The organism is Hallella faecis (assembly GCF_018789675.1).
GTDB lineage: Bacteria > Bacteroidota > Bacteroidia > Bacteroidales > Bacteroidaceae > Prevotella > Prevotella faecis.
Genome location: NZ_JAHKBE010000023.1, coordinates 1 through 15,658, shown reverse-complemented (window position 1 = coordinate 15,658; position 15,658 = coordinate 1). Strand labels below are relative to the sequence as shown.

Sequence of the window (15,658 nt, the reverse complement as noted above, 5' to 3'; positions counted from 1 at the left end):
TTATTTAAAATGGCACATCCTAAAAGACGTCAGTCAAAGACACGTACACTCAAGCGTAGAACCCACGACGGAGCAGTAGCTCCCACATTGGCTGTTTGCCCCAACTGCGGCGCTTATTACGTTTACCACACGGTTTGCCCCACCTGCGGCTACTATCGTGGCAAGGTAGCTATCGTTAAGGAAGCAGCTGAATAATGGGTAAGGTCAACGCGATTATCACCGGCGTTGGCGGCTATGTGCCCGACTACGTCCTCAACAACGAGGAGTTGTCGCGCATGGTCGACACCAGCGACGAGTGGATACAGACGCGTGTGGGCATCAAGGAGCGCCGCATCCTCACCGAGGAGGGCCTTGGCACCAGCTACATGGCGCGCAAGGCCGCCAAGCAGCTCCTGCAAAAGACGGGTGTCGACCCCGACACCATCGACGCACTTATCGTCACCACCACCACGCCCGACTATAAGTTTCCCTCCACGGCCAGCATCGTGCTCGGCAAGCTGGGATTGAAGAACGCTTTTGCGTTCGACCTCTCGGCAGCGTGCTGCGGATTCCTCTATACGATGGACATGGCGGCCTCGATGATTCAGAGCGGACGCTACAAGAAGATCATTGTCATCGGAGCCGACAAGATGTCGTCGGTGGTCGACTATACCGACCGCCAGACATGCGTGCTCTTCGGCGATGGCGCAGGCGCCGTGCTCATGGAAGCCACCGAGGAAGAGGGCGTCGGCGTGCAGAGCTCGTTCTTCCGCACCGACGGCAAGGGCTTGCCTTTCCTTCACCTGAAGGCTGGCGGCAGTGTTTGCCCACCCTCACATTTCACCGTCGACCACCGACTGCACTACCTCTACCAGGAGGGACGCACCGTGTTCCGCTATGCTGTGACCAACATGAGCGACGACGTGATGGAGGTGATGAGGCAGAACAACCTCACGCCCGGCGATGTCGACTGGGTGATTCCCCACCAAGCCAACCTCCGCATTGAGGAGGCCGTGGCCAAGCGCGCGGAAATCGACCCGTCGAAGGTGCTCATCAACATCGAGAGGTATGGCAACACCAGTTCGGCTACCATCCCCTTGGCGATGTGGGACTTTGAAGATCGGTTCAAAAAAGGCGACAAACTCATCCTAACAGCTTTCGGTGCGGGATTTGTGCACGGCGCAGCCTATTACAAGTGGGCATACGACGGAGCTGCCGTAGCCGGAAAGAAATAATAGCGATCGAGCAACACCGACAACATAGTCAGGAAGTTCAGAAGTCCAGTCATTCCAACAAGCAATAGCCTCGGGCCGTAGGCCAAGGCGTTGTGACTGAGCTTCTGGACTTTTGTCTTCTTATCACACCCCTCACTTTTACGCTCTACACCCCATCAAACGCAATACCATCACCCCTATCCAATATTTTACATAAGCATGCACAAAGCAGGATTTGTAAACATCGTGGGTAATCCCAACGTTGGAAAGTCGACGCTGATGAACCAGCTCGTCGGCGAGAAGTTGAGCATTGCCACATTCAAGGCCCAGACCACACGCCATCGCATCATGGGCATCGTCAACACGGACGACACGCAGATCGTGTTCTCCGACACCCCCGGCGTGCTCAAGCCCAACTATAAGATGCAGGAGATGATGCTGCAGTTCTCCGAGTCGGCCCTGGCCGACGCCGACACGCTGCTCTACGTCACCGATGTGGTGGAGGACCCTGAGAAAAACATGGAGTTTCTCGAGAAGGTGCGCACGATGACCATCCCCGTCATTGTGCTCATCAACAAGATTGACGAGTTGGCCACCACCGACGCGCCCAAGAAAGGCGCGCCCAACCCCACGCAACGACTGGGCGCACTGGTGGAGAAGTGGAGCAAGCTGTTGCCCAACGCCGAGATACTGCCCATCTCCGCCAAGAACAAGTTTGGCATCGACATGCTCATGAAGCGCATTCGCGAGCTGCTGCCCGAGAGCCCCGCTTACTTCGATAAGGACCAGCTCACCGACAAGCCCGCCAAGTTCTTCGTGTCGGAGATTATACGCGAGAAGATCCTGCGCTATTACGACAAGGAAATACCCTACTCGGTGGAGGTCGTTGTGGAACGCTTCAAGGAAGACGACACCCACATACGCATCAACGCCGTGATCTATGTGGAGCGCGACTCGCAGAAGGGCATCATCATCGGCCACCAGGGCGTGGCGCTGAAGAAGGTGTCGACCGAGGCCCGAAAGAGCCTTGAGAAATTTTTCGACAAGAAGATTTTCCTCGAGATTTTCGTGAAGGTCGACAAGGATTGGCGCAACTCCGACCGCGAGCTCACCCATTTCGGCTACAATCCCCAGTAAGGAGTGGCCACACGGGCTGCCATTTCCGGTGGCTTGGCGCGCACAGCCTTGGGCAACAACTACGGATGGACCGACGTTCCATGCGGCGCCCGGGCTTCATTGACAAACAAAATAATCTGAACGAATATGCCAAACTTAGTAGCGATAGTTGGACGGCCCAATGTGGGCAAGTCCACGCTTTTCAACCGTCTGACGCAAAGCCGCAAGGCCATCGTCAGTGACACAGCCGGTACCACGCGCGACCGCCAGTACGGCAAGTGCCAATGGAACGGACAGGAGTTCTCCATCGTCGATACCGGCGGATGGGTAGTGAAGTCCGACGACATCTTCGAAGGTGCCATCCGCGAACAAGTGAAGGTGGCTACCGAGGAGGCCGACCTCGTGCTCTTCCTCGTGGATGTGGAGACGGGCCTCACCGATTGGGATGAGGACGTGGCCACCATTCTTCGCCGCGCCAAGTTGCCCGTGATCCTTGTGGCCAACAAGGTCGACAACAGTGGTGAGGCCTACGAGGCCGCCGAGTTCTACAAGCTCGGACTGGGCGACCCCCAGTGCATCAGCGCTGCCACAGGTGGCGGAACGGGCGACCTGCTCGATGTTGTGGTCGCTACGCTGCCCAAGGAGGCCAAGGAGATTGTGGATGACGACATTCCTCGCTTCGCCGTCGTGGGACGTCCTAACGCCGGTAAGTCGAGCATCATCAACGCTTTCATCGGCGAGGACCGCAACATCGTGACCGAGATTGCGGGCACCACGCGCGACAGCATCTACACACGTTTCAATAAGTTTGGCTTCGATTTCTACCTCGTCGATACGGCGGGAATCAGAAAGAAGAACAAGGTCACCGAGGACCTGGAGTTCTACAGTGTGATGCGAAGCATACGTTCCATCGAGAACAGCGACGTTTGCATCCTCATGGTCGACGCCACACGTGGCATCGAGGCGCAGGACATGAACATCTTCCAGCTCATTCAGAAGAACAACAAGAGCCTCATCGTGGTGGTCAACAAGTGGGATCTTGTGGAGAACAAGGACCAGAAGGTCATCGACACGTTTAAGAACGCCATCTACAACCGCATGGCCCCGTTCGTGGATTTCCCCATCATCTTCGCATCTGCGCTCACCAAGCAGCGCATCTTCAAGGTGCTCGAGACCGCCAAGGAGGTGTACCAGAACCGTCACATCCACATCGGAACCACGAAGCTCAACGAGGTGATGCTGCCCATCATCGAGCAGACGCCGCCACCGTCGACCAAGGGTAAGTATATCAAGATTAAGTATTGCTCGCAGTTGCCCAACACGCAGATCCCGTCGTTTGTGTTCTACGCCAACCTGCCGCAGTATATCAAGGAGCCTTATCGCCGTTTCTTGGAGAACAAGATCCGCGACAACTGGTCGCTCCATGGCTGCCCCATCAACGTCTTTATCCGACAGAAATAAGGAGGCCGCAGGTCTCTGCCGCGCCGTCCGTAGCCCAAGAGGGTGGGACGGCGCGTTGCGTTGAGGCCCGTAGAGTGGCCCCGTGGAGGAGCCGAACCTACGCCAGGTGTTATGAGAAACCGACCGACCGAATGGCGTTCAGGCGGTCGACACTTAGGAGAACCCGATTGTTCGAATGATGAAAAAGCTACTTCTTTTATTTCTTCCCCTGTCGCTTCTCGTGGCTTGCGGCGAGTCGACGGGGCCCGATGCGAGCGAGCTGGCAGCCCAGTCGGCGAAGGTCTATTATGAGCAACTGCTGCAGGGCGACTATGCCAGTTTTGTAGACGGCACCTATCGCACCGACTCCATCCCCAAGAGTTACCGCGAGCAGCTCATTGCCAACGCGAAGATGTTTGTGGGACAGCAGAAAGACGAGCACCACGGCATCAAGGAGGTGCGTGTTATCAGGGCCACGGCCGACACGGCGCGCCATGTCGCCACCGTCTTCCTCGGGTTCGTTTATGGCGACAGCCTGAACGAGCAAGTGGTCGTTCCCATGGTGGAGCGGGGTGGCGTGTGGTACATGCGCTAAGGCGAAACTCGGTCTAATGACCGATGTGGGATAAACAGCAGGCGGGCGCTTTTAGAATGGTCTAAAAGCGCCCGCCTGTGTTGTGGGATTATGGCAACCCCTTGCGGCTGCTACTTGTTGTTGTCCTCGTCGAGCTCGGCTTTGCGAACCTTTCGGAAGAGGTCGGAGGCGAAGACGAAGTCGTTGAGGCGTTTGTTCTTGGCGTCCATCACTTGGTCTTTGGTGCCTTCCCATTCCTTGTGTCCTTGGTAGATGAAGATAATTTTCTCGCCGATGCCCATCACCGAGTTCATGTCGTGCGTGTTGATGATGGTCGTTATGCCGTAGTCGTGTGTAATGTCCGACAGCAGGCGGTCTATGACGAGCGATGTCTTGGGGTCGAGACCCGAGTTGGGCTCGTCACAGAAGAGGTACTTCGGGTTGAGCACAATGGCCCTGGCAATGGCCACACGCTTCTGCATGCCGCCAGAGATCTCGTCGGGATACTTGGTCTCGGCGCCCTTGAGGTTCACGCGCTCTATGCACTCCATGGCGCGCCTGTCGCGCTCCCGGCTGCTCATCGATGAGAACATGTCGAGCGGGAACCTAACGTTTTCAAGCACGTTCAGCGAGTCGAACAAGGCCGATCCCTGGAACGTCATGCCCATTTCGCGGCGCAACAGGATGCGTTGGCGCTTGTCCATGGTAACAAAGTCGCGACCGTCGTAGAGTATCTGTCCCGACGTGGGCTCCAGCAGTCCGACGAGGTCGTTCATCAGAACGGTCTTTCCCGATCCGCTCTGGCCGATGATGAGGTTGGTCTTGCCCGTTTCGAAGACAGCGTCGATGCCCTGGAGCACCGTTCTGTCGCCAAACGACTTGGTGAGTTGCTTAATTTCAATCATGATGGCTGATGGTTGAGAGGGTTGGGAAATGCGTTACGACAACAGTTGGGTGAGGAACACGTCGGAGAACAAGATGAGCACACTCGACGACACCACGGCGTCGGTCGACGACTTGCCGACCTCCACGGAGCCGCCCTCCACGGTGTAGCCGTAATAGCTCGACACACTCGAGATGATGAAGGCGAAGAACAGGCTCTTGATGATGCTCATCCACATGAACCACGAGTTGAAGGCGTGGTGCATGCCCGACGTAAGGTCCTCGGGCGACATCATGTGGCCGACGTAGGCCGTGGCGTAGGCGCCCACAATGCCCATGGTCGATGAGAAAATCACCAGGAACGGCATGATGGTTACCAAGCCCATGATCTTGGGAAGGATGAGGTGGCAGGCCGAGTTGACGCCCATCACATCGAGGGCGTCGATCTGTTGGGTCACGCGCATCGTGCCAATCTCCGAGGCGATGTTGGAACCCACCTTGCCCGCAAGAATCAGGCACATGATGGATGAGGAGAACTCCAGCAGCATGATTTCGCGCGTCACATAGCCCGTTACCCAATGGGGCATCCACGGACTCTGGATGTTCACCTTCATCTGGATGCAGATCACCGCGCCGATGAAGAACGATATGAGTAGCACGATGCCGATGGAGTCGACACCCAGTTGAGACATCTCCTTGACGTAGCGCTTCATGAACACACGCATGCGCTCGGGGCGCGAAAAGGAACGGCCCATCAGGAAGAGGTAGCTGCCAAACGTGGTGAGCCAGTTGCGGAGTAATTTAATGAGAAACATGTGCGTTGTCGTTTTTTTACGTTATCAATGCAAAAGTAACCAAAACATCCCGATAAACTGCAATCGGGCAGAAAGTTTTTAGAAGTTTTATGGTGAAACGTGGGCGTGTGTCGGTATTTATTTGTAATTTTACGCTCGGATTGGGCTTACCCCTTTCCAAGACATCGTTGGTAAAACAAAGCATTCGCTATTATTTCGCGTTCAGCCAAAAGCCTCGGAAACTTATTGGATGGAAATAACGTAACAGAAATAATCGTGATAAGGCATTCGGTATGGAGTGCCTTAACCTACATGTATAATAGAAATGCATCTCGCCATAGGCGTGGTGTATTCTTTATTATGTGGGTTGAGGTTTCCATTCCGAGGCTGCCTCATAGCTGAACGCAATAAGGAGCATCACGCCCTTTTTGCGTCTTGGCGTGATTGATAGTTGTGTGCACGTATTGTATCTTATAACCATCAATCACACAATATGGCAAACAAGAACCTAAATGCCGCGAAAGTGGCAAAGAAAGATGAGTTCTACACCCAACTTTCAGACATTGAGCGCGAATTGCAGCATTATTGGCAGCATTTTCGTGGGAAGGTGGTGCTCTGCAACTGCGACGACCCCTACGAAAGCAACTTCTTCAAGTATTTTGCGCTCCGCTTCAACCAACTCGGATTGAAGAAGCTCATCTGCACGTGTTATAATGGCTCTCCTGTTACTGGTAATGAATTGAGGATCCATTTCCCGGGCTTTGATGAGGAGCCGAAGAAGATTGCCTATAAGGTTGAGATAACAGAGGTGAAGGATGAAAATGGCGATGGGGCTGTGGATTTGTCCGATGTTCGTTACCTCTTGCAGAATGATAAAAATGTGAAGTCTATCTTGAAAACTGGAGACTTCCGTTCGCAAGAGTGCATAGAACTTCTCAAAGAAGCAGATATTGTAGTAACCAACCCGCCTTTCTCTTTGTTCCGTGAATATATCGGGCAGTTGATGGAGTATCAGAAGAAGTTTTTGATAATTGGTAATATGAATTCCATTACTTGCAAAGAAGTCTTTCCATATATTCAAGATAATCGAATGTGGATAGGACCAAGTATTTCAAGTGGTGATAGAAAATTTTATGTTCCTGATGATTATCCATTAAATGCAGCAGGTTGTGGAATCGACTCGGATGGCAGACGTTTTATTCGTGTTAAAGGTATAAGATGGTTTACAAATTTAGACCACAATAAGCGCCATGAAGATTTGGATTTAGTTTGTCGTTATTCAGAAGACGAATATCCTACGTTTGATAACTTTGACGCGATTGAAGTTGGAAAGACTTCAGATATACCTTATGATTATGCTGGCATTATGGGAGTCCCAATTACCTTCCTAGATAAATACAATCCTGAACAGTTCGAAATATTGGGCTTGAGTCAAATTGGTTGCCATGATTTATGTCCAGACACGAAACGTTATAATGATTATAAGGAAATAACGAGGGCAACAGACAAGCCTACAGGTTCGTCAGGTGGTAAGACTAATGAAAATGCTGTATTAAAGGGGAAAGGAACCAAGAAGACTTATTATTTAGGTCCAAATGGAGAAATAGTACATTCAGCATATAAAAGAATATTCATTCGTAACAAGCACCCACAAGCATTATGATGACAATCAAACAAATAAGCGTGACCGTTGGGGAGATAACCAAGGACTACGTCAACAATGATGAGCAAGGCGTGCGAGGCTATAAAGGATTGCTCGACATCCGCCCTCCATATCAGCGTGAGTTTATCTATAACGAAAAAGAACAACAAGCTGTGATAACAACGGTGTTGAATGGTTATCCCCTCAATATCATGTATTGGGTAAAGAGAAATGATGACGCTGAATGCCCATACGAGGTAATGGATGGACAGCAACGTACCTTGTCGCTTTGCGAATATGTGGCAGGTAAGTTTGCTTACGATTTTAAGAATTTCTTCAATCAGCCTGCCGACATTCAGAAGAAGATTCTCGACTACAAGTTGACGGTGTATGTTTGTGAGGGTGAGGAGTCAGAGAAGTTGGAATGGTTCAAGACCATCAATATTGCCGGCAAGTCTTTGAATGAGCAAGAAATTAGAAATGCAGTCTATGCTGGTCCGTTTGTGAGCGATGCCAAGAAGCATTTCTCCAAGACCAACTGTGCAGCATATCGCTTGGGAAAAGACTTAGTGAATGGTTCTCCTATCCGACAAGAATTCTTCAAGAAAGCCTTGGATTGGATGGCCGCCCATGAGACTCGCTATGGAAAGCCCCAAACCATTGTTGGCTATATGTCAGAACATCAGCACGACCTGAACGCTGGACCCTTGTGGACTTATTTCCAAAGTGTGTTGCATTGGACGATGGATACCTTCAATATGAAAAAGTTCAAGAAAATAATGAAGGGATTGGATTGGGCTAAGTTCTATGATGAATATCATGAGAAGTCGCTTGACATAAAAGACATGGAACAACGTATCGTCGACTGTTTGAGCGATGACGAAATTCAAAAACCGCAAGGAATTATCCCTTATGTGTTGACGGGAGAAGAACGTTATCTTGACCTCCGAGCCTTTCCAGAGAAAATAAAACTTGCAGTTTGGGAGCAGCAAGGCCACAAATGCACTCTTTGCGGCAAGGAATTCGACATTGAGTTTATGGAGGCCGACCATATTACGCCTTGGTGTGATGGTGGCCGGACCGTGTTGGAGAACTGCCAGGTGTTATGCCGTGAGTGTAACCGACGAAAGGGAGGCAAATAAGTGATTGGGAAAGCCTTGCGATAAGGCTTTCCAATCTCATTCCACGCCGCAGAACTTCTGCAGCACGTGGGCCACGCCGTCCTCCTCGTTGGAGCGGGTGATGTAGTCGGCTTTCGCCTTGGTGGCGTCGGCGGCATTGGCCATCGCCACGCCCAGTCCGGCATATTCGATCATGGAGATGTCGTTGTGGCCGTCGCCTACGGCAATGATCTCCTCGCGTGTCAGGCCGAGGGTGGGCAGGAGGCGTGCGAGCGAGGCAGCCTTGTCGATGCCGAGTGGCACACACTCCAGGAAGAAGTCGGCGGAACGGTAGACGCTGCACTGGCCTTGCAGGGTCTGGGCCAGATGGCGTTCCAACAGGACGAGTGGGGTGGGGTCGCCTACGATGAGACACTTGTTGATGGGATATTGCACCTGATGGACGAAGTCGTCGTATTGGGTGAGGGGCATCTTGTTGATGAACGCCTCGTGGCGCACATACTCGTTGCTGATGTCGGTGGCGGCTATGCCCTCGCCCTGGTAGGTGAGGATCTCAAAATGGCGGCTATCTTCTTTGGCTGCCCGATACAGGATGGGCACGAGGTCGGCGTTGAGCGTTTGGTTGAAGATGATGGCTTTGCTGTCCCATTGGGTGACGCAACCGCCATTGTAAGCCATGACGTAGCCGCCCTGTTGGCCTATTTGCAACTCGTCGGCAAGAGGGCGTATGCCGTAGGTGGGGCGTCCCGATGCCAGGATGACGCACATTCCATTGCGTTGGGCGCTCAGCAGGGCTTCGCGGGTCTTGGGTGTTATCTCTTTCTTATTGTTGGTCAGTGTTCCGTCGAGATCGAGCACGATTGCTTTGTAAGTCATTTGCTTGGTGTTGTGATAGGGTTGTGTTATGAATGAATGATATTTGTTGTTGGGCTGTGATATGTCGCCTTTGTATGGGAGGACCGATGGTCAGGCCCCGCCTTTGTTGTTGGGCTTTCGCTTCACGCCCCTTACCGCCTCGGCTTCCAAGGGGTTGTCGGGCCAATGATGCTTGGGATAGCGGCGCTTCAGTTCCTTGCGCACCTCGAAATAGGCGTTGTTCCAGAAACTTCGCAAGTCCTTGGTCAACTGCACAGGCTTGAATCCCGGCGACAGCAGTTCCATCAGCACAGGCCGTGAGCCATTGTCAACACAAGGCGTGTCGGTCATGCCGAAGCACTCCTGCAGGCGGACGCTGAGCACCGGCGCGTCGGCCCCCTCACGATAGTCGACCCTGATACGACTGCCTGTGGGCACCACGATGTGGGAGGGTGCCAGCTGCTCCACCGCTTGTTGCTGCTCATAGGAGAGCTGCTCCCACAGCACCGCCGCCATGTCGATCTTTTTCAGTTCCGTCGCGTTGACCGACCTGCCAACGTACATCGGCAGCCACTCCTCCGTTTTCTGAAGCAAGCCGTCGGTAGACACGTCGGGCAGCGCAAGCTCCGCATGCCAACTGGCGCAGGTGGCTATGCGTCGTTGTAATTGTTGGAACCCGTCGGAGAGGTTGAGCAGGCTGCGCCCCTCCCGTTTCAGCGTTTGCGCCACGATGGCTACGGCCTTGTCGTGGGGCACCGCCTCCAACGGCTTGGCGGACAACAGGATGCTTCCGATGCGCCGTTCGCGTGTGGCCGTCACCCGTCCCAATGCGTCGTCCCAAGCGATTCGGTCGTAATCGCTTGCCAAGGGGTCGACCGTCGCCTCATCGACTGGCGAGGCAAGGAAAATTTTTCGTCCCACAGCGGCCACGGCCAGCAGTGGGTAGCCATGCAGGCTGTCGTTGGTGTCGAGGGCGACATGCTCGCCGTTGGCCATACGGTATGTGCCGTCGGGGTCCGCCTTGGCTATGCGCTCGGGGTAGGCCACGGCCACCAGCATGCCCGTGTCGTAGGCCGACGACGCTTGGTTGTCCTCGCCCACGCGAACCATGCGGCGGTATTGCTCGGCTATCAGGGCGATGCGCTTCCAACGCCCCAGTGCCCGCCGGCGTCGCGCCTCTCTCAACTCGATGACGCGCCGGTTGAGATCGGCGTCGTTGTCGTTGGAGAGCGGGTCGCGCTCCTCAAGCAATGCGGCGATGTCGGTGGCCAGCGCCTTCAGGGCGTTGCTGTTGGCCTTGACCAGCATCTGCGCTATGCGCGGGTGGCAAGGCAACTTCGACAGGGCCTCGCCATGCGTCGTGATGCGCCCTCGGTGGTCGATGGCGCCAAGACTTCTCAGTAGCTCCTCAGCGCGCCGTATGTGGTTGGCGGGTGGCGGTGTCATCCAAGGCATCTGCTCCATTGCGGTGCCGCCCCACGCCGCTATGTCGAGGGCGAGCGCTGTTAGGTCGGCGGTCATGATCTCGGGAGTCCTACACGCCTCCAGTCGGGCCTCGGCGGCTTTGCTCCACAGGCGGTAGCATCGGCCCGCCGACACACGTCCGGCCCGTCCGGTTCGCTGTTGAGCCATGTCCATGGAGATGCGCACCGTCTCCAGATGTTCCAGGGCGTTGCACTCATCGTAGACCATTCGGCGGCACAATCCCGAGTCGACCACCACCGTTACGCCTTCGATCGTTATCGACGTCTCGGCAATGGGCGTGGCCAGCACAATCTTGCGCTCCCCGCTCCTGGGAGGGGCGATGGCCGCCCGCTGCTCGCTGGGCGACAGGCGCCCGTAGAGCGGATAGAGCACCGTGTCGCTGGTGAAGCTGCCCGCGAGCATCTCGCAGCACTTGCCAATCTCGACCTCGCCCGGCAAAAAGGCGAGAATGCTTCCGTCGGTATCGCGCCACGCCTGGCACACCGTGGCCGCCACCTCCTCAGCACATTGGTAGGCGCTGATGTCGTTGCCATACACCACCTCCACGTCGAACATCCTTCCGCGGCTCTCCACCAGGGGCGCGTTCAGCGCGTGGCAGATAGCGGAGGTGTCGATCGTGGCCGACATGACCACGATTTTCAGGTCAGGACGAATGGTGCGTTGCGTTTCGCGCACAAGGGCCAAGGCCGCGTCGGTGATGATGCTGCGCTCGTGAAACTCGTCGAAGATGATGGTCGATATGCTGTCGAGTGTCGGATCGTCCACCATCATCCGCGTCAGCACACCCTCGGTGAGCACTTCTATGCGTGTGTGGGTCGACACCTTGCTCTCGAATCTCACCCTGTAGCCTATCAGGTCGCCCACGGCCGTGTGGGTCATCTCGGCCATGCGCTCCGCTATCTGCCGGGCGGCCACGCGCCGAGGCTCAAGCAGCACCACCTTCTCGTCGGCTTTGGCCTGCCCTTGGTATAGGGTCAGCGGGAGCAGGGTCGATTTTCCCGCTCCTGGAGGTGCGGTGACAACCACCGCCGAGTGGTCGCGCAGCGCATCGTTGACGCTTGGCGCCACCTCGCCAATGGGCAGCGTGTGCAGGTATCTGTCGAAACTTAGGTTGGTCATGGATCAATGATGTGGTATGTTGTTCACACAAATTTAGCCATAAACCATCAGAAACAGGCGGAAACAGGCAGAAATCTTTGGCAAAAGGGCCAAATAATCCCAAATTGGTCATTAGATTTCAATTCTTGTTAGTGTTTGTTACATCCTACTATTTCCCCAATTTCGGTCTAATGACCAATTTGGGATAATAGCGGATTGTGAACCCAAAGCCCTGCAAAATCCATGGGTTCGGCCTTCTGAGGCCAACGGGCGGTCGGGGTTGCGCGAATGGGAGGGCGTGGCGTGAGGCGGTAGGGGGCGCAGTTCATGTAGTGTGTGGCCAACAGGTGGGTAATGTTGGGTCTTTTGTTTTTTTGACTTCACTTAACTATCAACCATTAGGCGTTCTTCTTTTTTTTTAGTATTTTTGCAGCCAAATCGGAAATTATGACAGAGACAACAAACGTGGCCGAGAATCAAAGGCTGGAACGTGCTGAAATAGAACGCATGAGTCCTGAGGAGGTGGAGGCGCATCTCGACAAGCGCCTGAAGCATAAGATGCTCCATACCGAAGGACTGGTGAAGCGCTACGGCAAGCGCACCGTGGCCAACGGTGTGACCATCAACGTGAAGCAAGGCGAGATAGTGGGACTGCTCGGACCCAATGGCGCCGGAAAGACCACGTCGTTCTATATGACCACCGGACTGGTCATCCCCAACGAGGGACATGTCTACATCGACGACGAGGAGATTACCAAATACCCCGTTTACAAGCGTGCCCGCGCAGGTATCGGATACCTGCCGCAGGAGGCCAGCGTGTTCAGAAAGCTCAGCGTGGAGGACAACATCATGTCGGTGCTCGAGATGACGAAGCTCACACACCAGCAACAGCTCGACAAGTTGGAAAGCCTCATTGCCGAGTTCCGATTGCAGAAGGTGCGCAAGAACATGGGAGACCGCCTCTCGGGAGGTGAGCGCCGACGCACGGAGATTGCGCGCTGCTTGGCCATCGACCCGAAATTTATCATGCTCGACGAGCCCTTCGCCGGTGTGGACCCCATCGCCGTGGAAGACATCCAGCACATCGTGTGGCGACTGAAATACCGCAACATAGGTATCCTCATCACCGACCATAACGTGCAGGAGACGCTCTCGATCATCGACCGAGCCTACCTCTTGTTTGAGGGACGCATCCTCTTCCAGGGCGACCCAGAGAGCTTGGCGGCCAACAAGATCGTGAGAAAGAACTATCTCAGCGAGAACTTCGTGTACAGAAAGTTCCAGTCGAACGAGGAAGACCGAGCCTTCGCCGTTGGCGCCCGTCGAGATCTCTTGGCCGAGACGCAGGGCTGACCGAAAGCGCGCTGAGGTGCCCCGCCACAGGCGCAAACAGGGCGAAAACACAATTTTTACCTTTTATATTAGGCATATTCGTGAAATTTGCGTAATTTTGCAACTCGCATTGCATGATTGCCAATCGCAGATTATTCATAAAAACAAAAATACAACTTAAAAGATGAAAGTTTCATTTGAGAACCCCGACAAGATCAATGGCCTGTTGACCATTACCGTTGAGGACGACGACTACAAGGCAGAGGTTGAGAAGACCCTGAAAGAATACCGCAAGACCGCCAATGTGCCTGGCTTCCGCCCCGGCCAAGTGCCTATGGGCATGATTCGCCGCCGCTTTGGGTCGGCTGTGAAGATGGACGCCATCAATAAGGTTCTGGGTGATGAGTTGCAGAAGTATATCGCTGACAACAACATCGCTATGCTCGGCGAGCCCCTCGCCTCAGAGAAGCAGCAGCCCCAAGACCTCGAGAAGGACGGTCCCTACACATTCATGTTCGACATCGCCGTGGCTCCTGAGTTCGACATCAAGCTCGACGCCAACGATACAGTCGACTACTATGAGATCACTGCCGACGACACGCTCATCGACTCACAGGTGGAGATGTTCGCATCGCGCATGGGACAGAACGTGGAGGCCGACCACTATGAGGATGGCGACGTGCTGAAGGGCGACCTGCGCCAGCTCGACGCTGAGGGCAACACCTTGGAGGGTGGTCTTACCGTTGAGGCTGCTTCAGTGATGCCTAAGTACCTCAAGAGCGACGACCAGAAGAAACTCTTCGACGGTTGCAAGCCCGGAGATATCATCACCTTCAACCCCAGCAAGGCTTACGAGGGCAGCAACTATGAGTTGTCATCACTGCTGAAGGTGGACCGCGAGAAGGTGGCTGAGTACACTGGCGACTTCAGCTATCAGATCACAAGTGTGCAGCACTTCGAGAAGCACGCCGTGGACCAGGAGCTCTTCGACCTCACCTTCGGCAAGGACGCCGTTAAGGACGAGAAGGAGTTCCGCGAGAAGATCGCTGAGGGCCTGAAGGCTCAGCTGGCTCTCGACAGCGACATGAAGTTCCTGATGGACGTGCGCAAGTACGCTGAGGACAAGGTGGGGCAGCTCACTTATCCCGACTCACTGCTCAAGCGCATCATGAAGCAGAACAACAAGGATAAGGACCAGGAGTTCATCGACAAGAACTATGAGCCCAGCATCAAGGAGCTCAGCTGGAGCCTCATCCGCAGCAAGATCGCTGTGGCCCTCGGTGTGAAGATCGAGGACGAGGACGTGAAGAGCGCCGCTCGCGAGATGGCCAAGGCTCAGTTTGCCCAGTATGGCATGAGCAATGTGCCCCAGGAGTACGTCGACAACTACGCCGATGAGTTGCTCAAGAAGAAGGAGGCACAGCAGCAGTTTGTTGACCGCGCCATCGACGCCAAGCTCGTTGAGGCCCTCAAGGGTGTGGTTACACTGAACAAGAAGAGTGTGTCGCTCGACGAATTCAATAAGATGATGGGTGAGTAAACCTAATCAGATAAGATAAAAAGCCTCTGGGGAATCGTTCCTCGGAGGCTTTTTCTTTTGGTTATAGGGGAATGTCGATCCTTGGCTCGGGCATAAACATAGGGCCTCATGGCACGTGTCGCAGCCCACGCGAAGGCGAACGGGAAGAAAAGAATAGCGCGACGGCAGGAGAAAAGGTCTCCTAAAAAAAGTAAAAATTCGTGCAAAGATTTACGTTTTTTTGTATTATCTTTGCAAAAAGAGAGGTTGCATTCGGCCCTTTGAAAGCAAGGTTTCATGGTGCTCGTTTGCACTGTCATTCGTGGAATGAAGGGGGAATGTGGTGGAAAACACCAAGAAGAAGTAAGAGACGATTGTAGGAGGAATACCATATTATATTACCTAAAATCCGCAACTATCATCCAATACACGATTAAGGGTAGATTTATGAGTCGTTAGTAGTAGCTTTCAGTAAAAAGCAACAGCACAACATCAATATGTAGCCAACATCCCCTTACCCCACGATGCGACTTGAGGAAATACGCAGATTCTAACCGGAAAGAAAGGATTCTTATCCGAATTCTGTTTTGAAGGGTTTTGCATAAGC

General features: G+C 54.0%; 13 protein-coding genes. 9 read left to right on the top strand and 4 right to left on the bottom strand.

The features are described from left to right. Window positions 1–9 precede the first annotated feature (9 nt). The 5 genes from rpmF to KM934_RS06910 all read left to right on the top strand — a co-directional run bounded on the left by rpmF (window position 10) and on the right by KM934_RS06910 (window position 4,344). Window positions 10–195 (top strand): 50S ribosomal protein L32, encoded by a 186-nt coding sequence (gene rpmF, locus KM934_RS06930; RefSeq protein WP_215759898.1) that lies wholly within the window; start codon window positions 10–12, stop codon window positions 193–195. Next, a complete protein-coding gene (locus tag KM934_RS06925; protein ID WP_215759897.1) occupies window positions 195–1,214 on the top strand; it encodes a beta-ketoacyl-ACP synthase III in 1,020 nt (339 codons plus the stop codon). The genes rpmF and KM934_RS06925 overlap by 1 nt, the downstream gene beginning before the upstream one ends. 198 nt (window positions 1,215–1,412) lie before the next feature. Continuing rightward, window positions 1,413–2,330, top strand: a complete 918-nt coding sequence (gene era, locus KM934_RS06920; RefSeq protein WP_215759896.1) for a GTPase Era — start codon at window positions 1,413–1,415, stop codon at window positions 2,328–2,330. Window positions 2,331–2,456: 126 nt separating this feature from the next. Then, complete coding sequence (gene der, locus KM934_RS06915) at window positions 2,457–3,770, top strand: ribosome biogenesis GTPase Der (RefSeq protein ID WP_215759895.1); 1,314 nt, start codon at window positions 2,457–2,459, stop codon at window positions 3,768–3,770. A gap of 178 nt (window positions 3,771–3,948) precedes the next feature. Next, window positions 3,949–4,344 (top strand): hypothetical protein, encoded by a 396-nt coding sequence (locus KM934_RS06910; protein ID WP_215759911.1) that lies wholly within the window; start codon window positions 3,949–3,951, stop codon window positions 4,342–4,344. A gap of 110 nt (window positions 4,345–4,454) precedes the next feature. Here the strand turns inward: KM934_RS06910 and KM934_RS06905 are convergent, their stop codons facing one another. Together KM934_RS06905 and KM934_RS06900 are read right to left on the bottom strand one after the other, a co-directional pair. Next, window positions 4,455–5,228, bottom strand: coding sequence for an ABC transporter ATP-binding protein (locus KM934_RS06905; protein WP_215759894.1), 774 nt, complete (start codon window positions 5,226–5,228; stop codon window positions 4,455–4,457). Between the two features lie 33 nt (window positions 5,229–5,261). After that, the gene (locus KM934_RS06900; protein WP_215759893.1) at window positions 5,262–6,020 is read right to left on the bottom strand and encodes an MlaE family ABC transporter permease; all 759 of its coding nucleotides are present in this window, start codon (window positions 6,018–6,020) and stop codon (window positions 5,262–5,264) included. A 472-nt stretch (window positions 6,021–6,492) separates the two neighbouring features. On the opposite strand from KM934_RS06900, the gene KM934_RS06895 reads away from it, so the two are divergent. Together KM934_RS06895 and KM934_RS06890 are read left to right on the top strand one after the other, a co-directional pair. After that, window positions 6,493–7,662: an adenine-specific methyltransferase EcoRI family protein gene (locus KM934_RS06895; RefSeq protein ID WP_215759892.1), complete on the top strand. Its 1,170-nt coding sequence runs from the start codon at window positions 6,493–6,495 to the stop codon at window positions 7,660–7,662. Continuing rightward, the gene (locus KM934_RS06890; protein WP_252344929.1) at window positions 7,659–8,783 is read left to right on the top strand and encodes an HNH endonuclease family protein; all 1,125 of its coding nucleotides are present in this window, start codon (window positions 7,659–7,661) and stop codon (window positions 8,781–8,783) included. Before KM934_RS06895 ends, KM934_RS06890 begins: the two co-directional genes overlap by 4 nt. A 36-nt stretch (window positions 8,784–8,819) precedes the next feature. On the opposite strand, the gene KM934_RS06885 is transcribed toward KM934_RS06890, so the two are convergent. Together KM934_RS06885 and hrpB are read right to left on the bottom strand one after the other, a co-directional pair. Further along, window positions 8,820–9,638, bottom strand: a complete 819-nt coding sequence (locus tag KM934_RS06885) for a Cof-type HAD-IIB family hydrolase (RefSeq protein ID WP_215759891.1) — start codon at window positions 9,636–9,638, stop codon at window positions 8,820–8,822. A gap of 90 nt (window positions 9,639–9,728) precedes the next feature. Beyond that, on the bottom strand, window positions 9,729–12,221 hold the full coding sequence (gene hrpB, locus KM934_RS06880) for an ATP-dependent helicase HrpB (protein WP_215759890.1): 2,493 nt from the start codon (window positions 12,219–12,221) through the stop codon (window positions 9,729–9,731). Between the two features lie 486 nt (window positions 12,222–12,707). On the opposite strand from hrpB, the gene lptB reads away from it, so the two are divergent. Both lptB and tig read left to right on the top strand, forming a co-directional pair. Further along, complete coding sequence (gene lptB / locus KM934_RS06875) at window positions 12,708–13,553, top strand: LPS export ABC transporter ATP-binding protein (RefSeq protein ID WP_215759909.1); 846 nt, start codon at window positions 12,708–12,710, stop codon at window positions 13,551–13,553. A gap of 163 nt (window positions 13,554–13,716) precedes the next feature. Further along, on the top strand, window positions 13,717–15,072 hold the full coding sequence (gene tig, locus KM934_RS06870; RefSeq protein ID WP_215759889.1) for a trigger factor: 1,356 nt from the start codon (window positions 13,717–13,719) through the stop codon (window positions 15,070–15,072). Window positions 15,073–15,658: the final 586 nt, after the last annotated feature.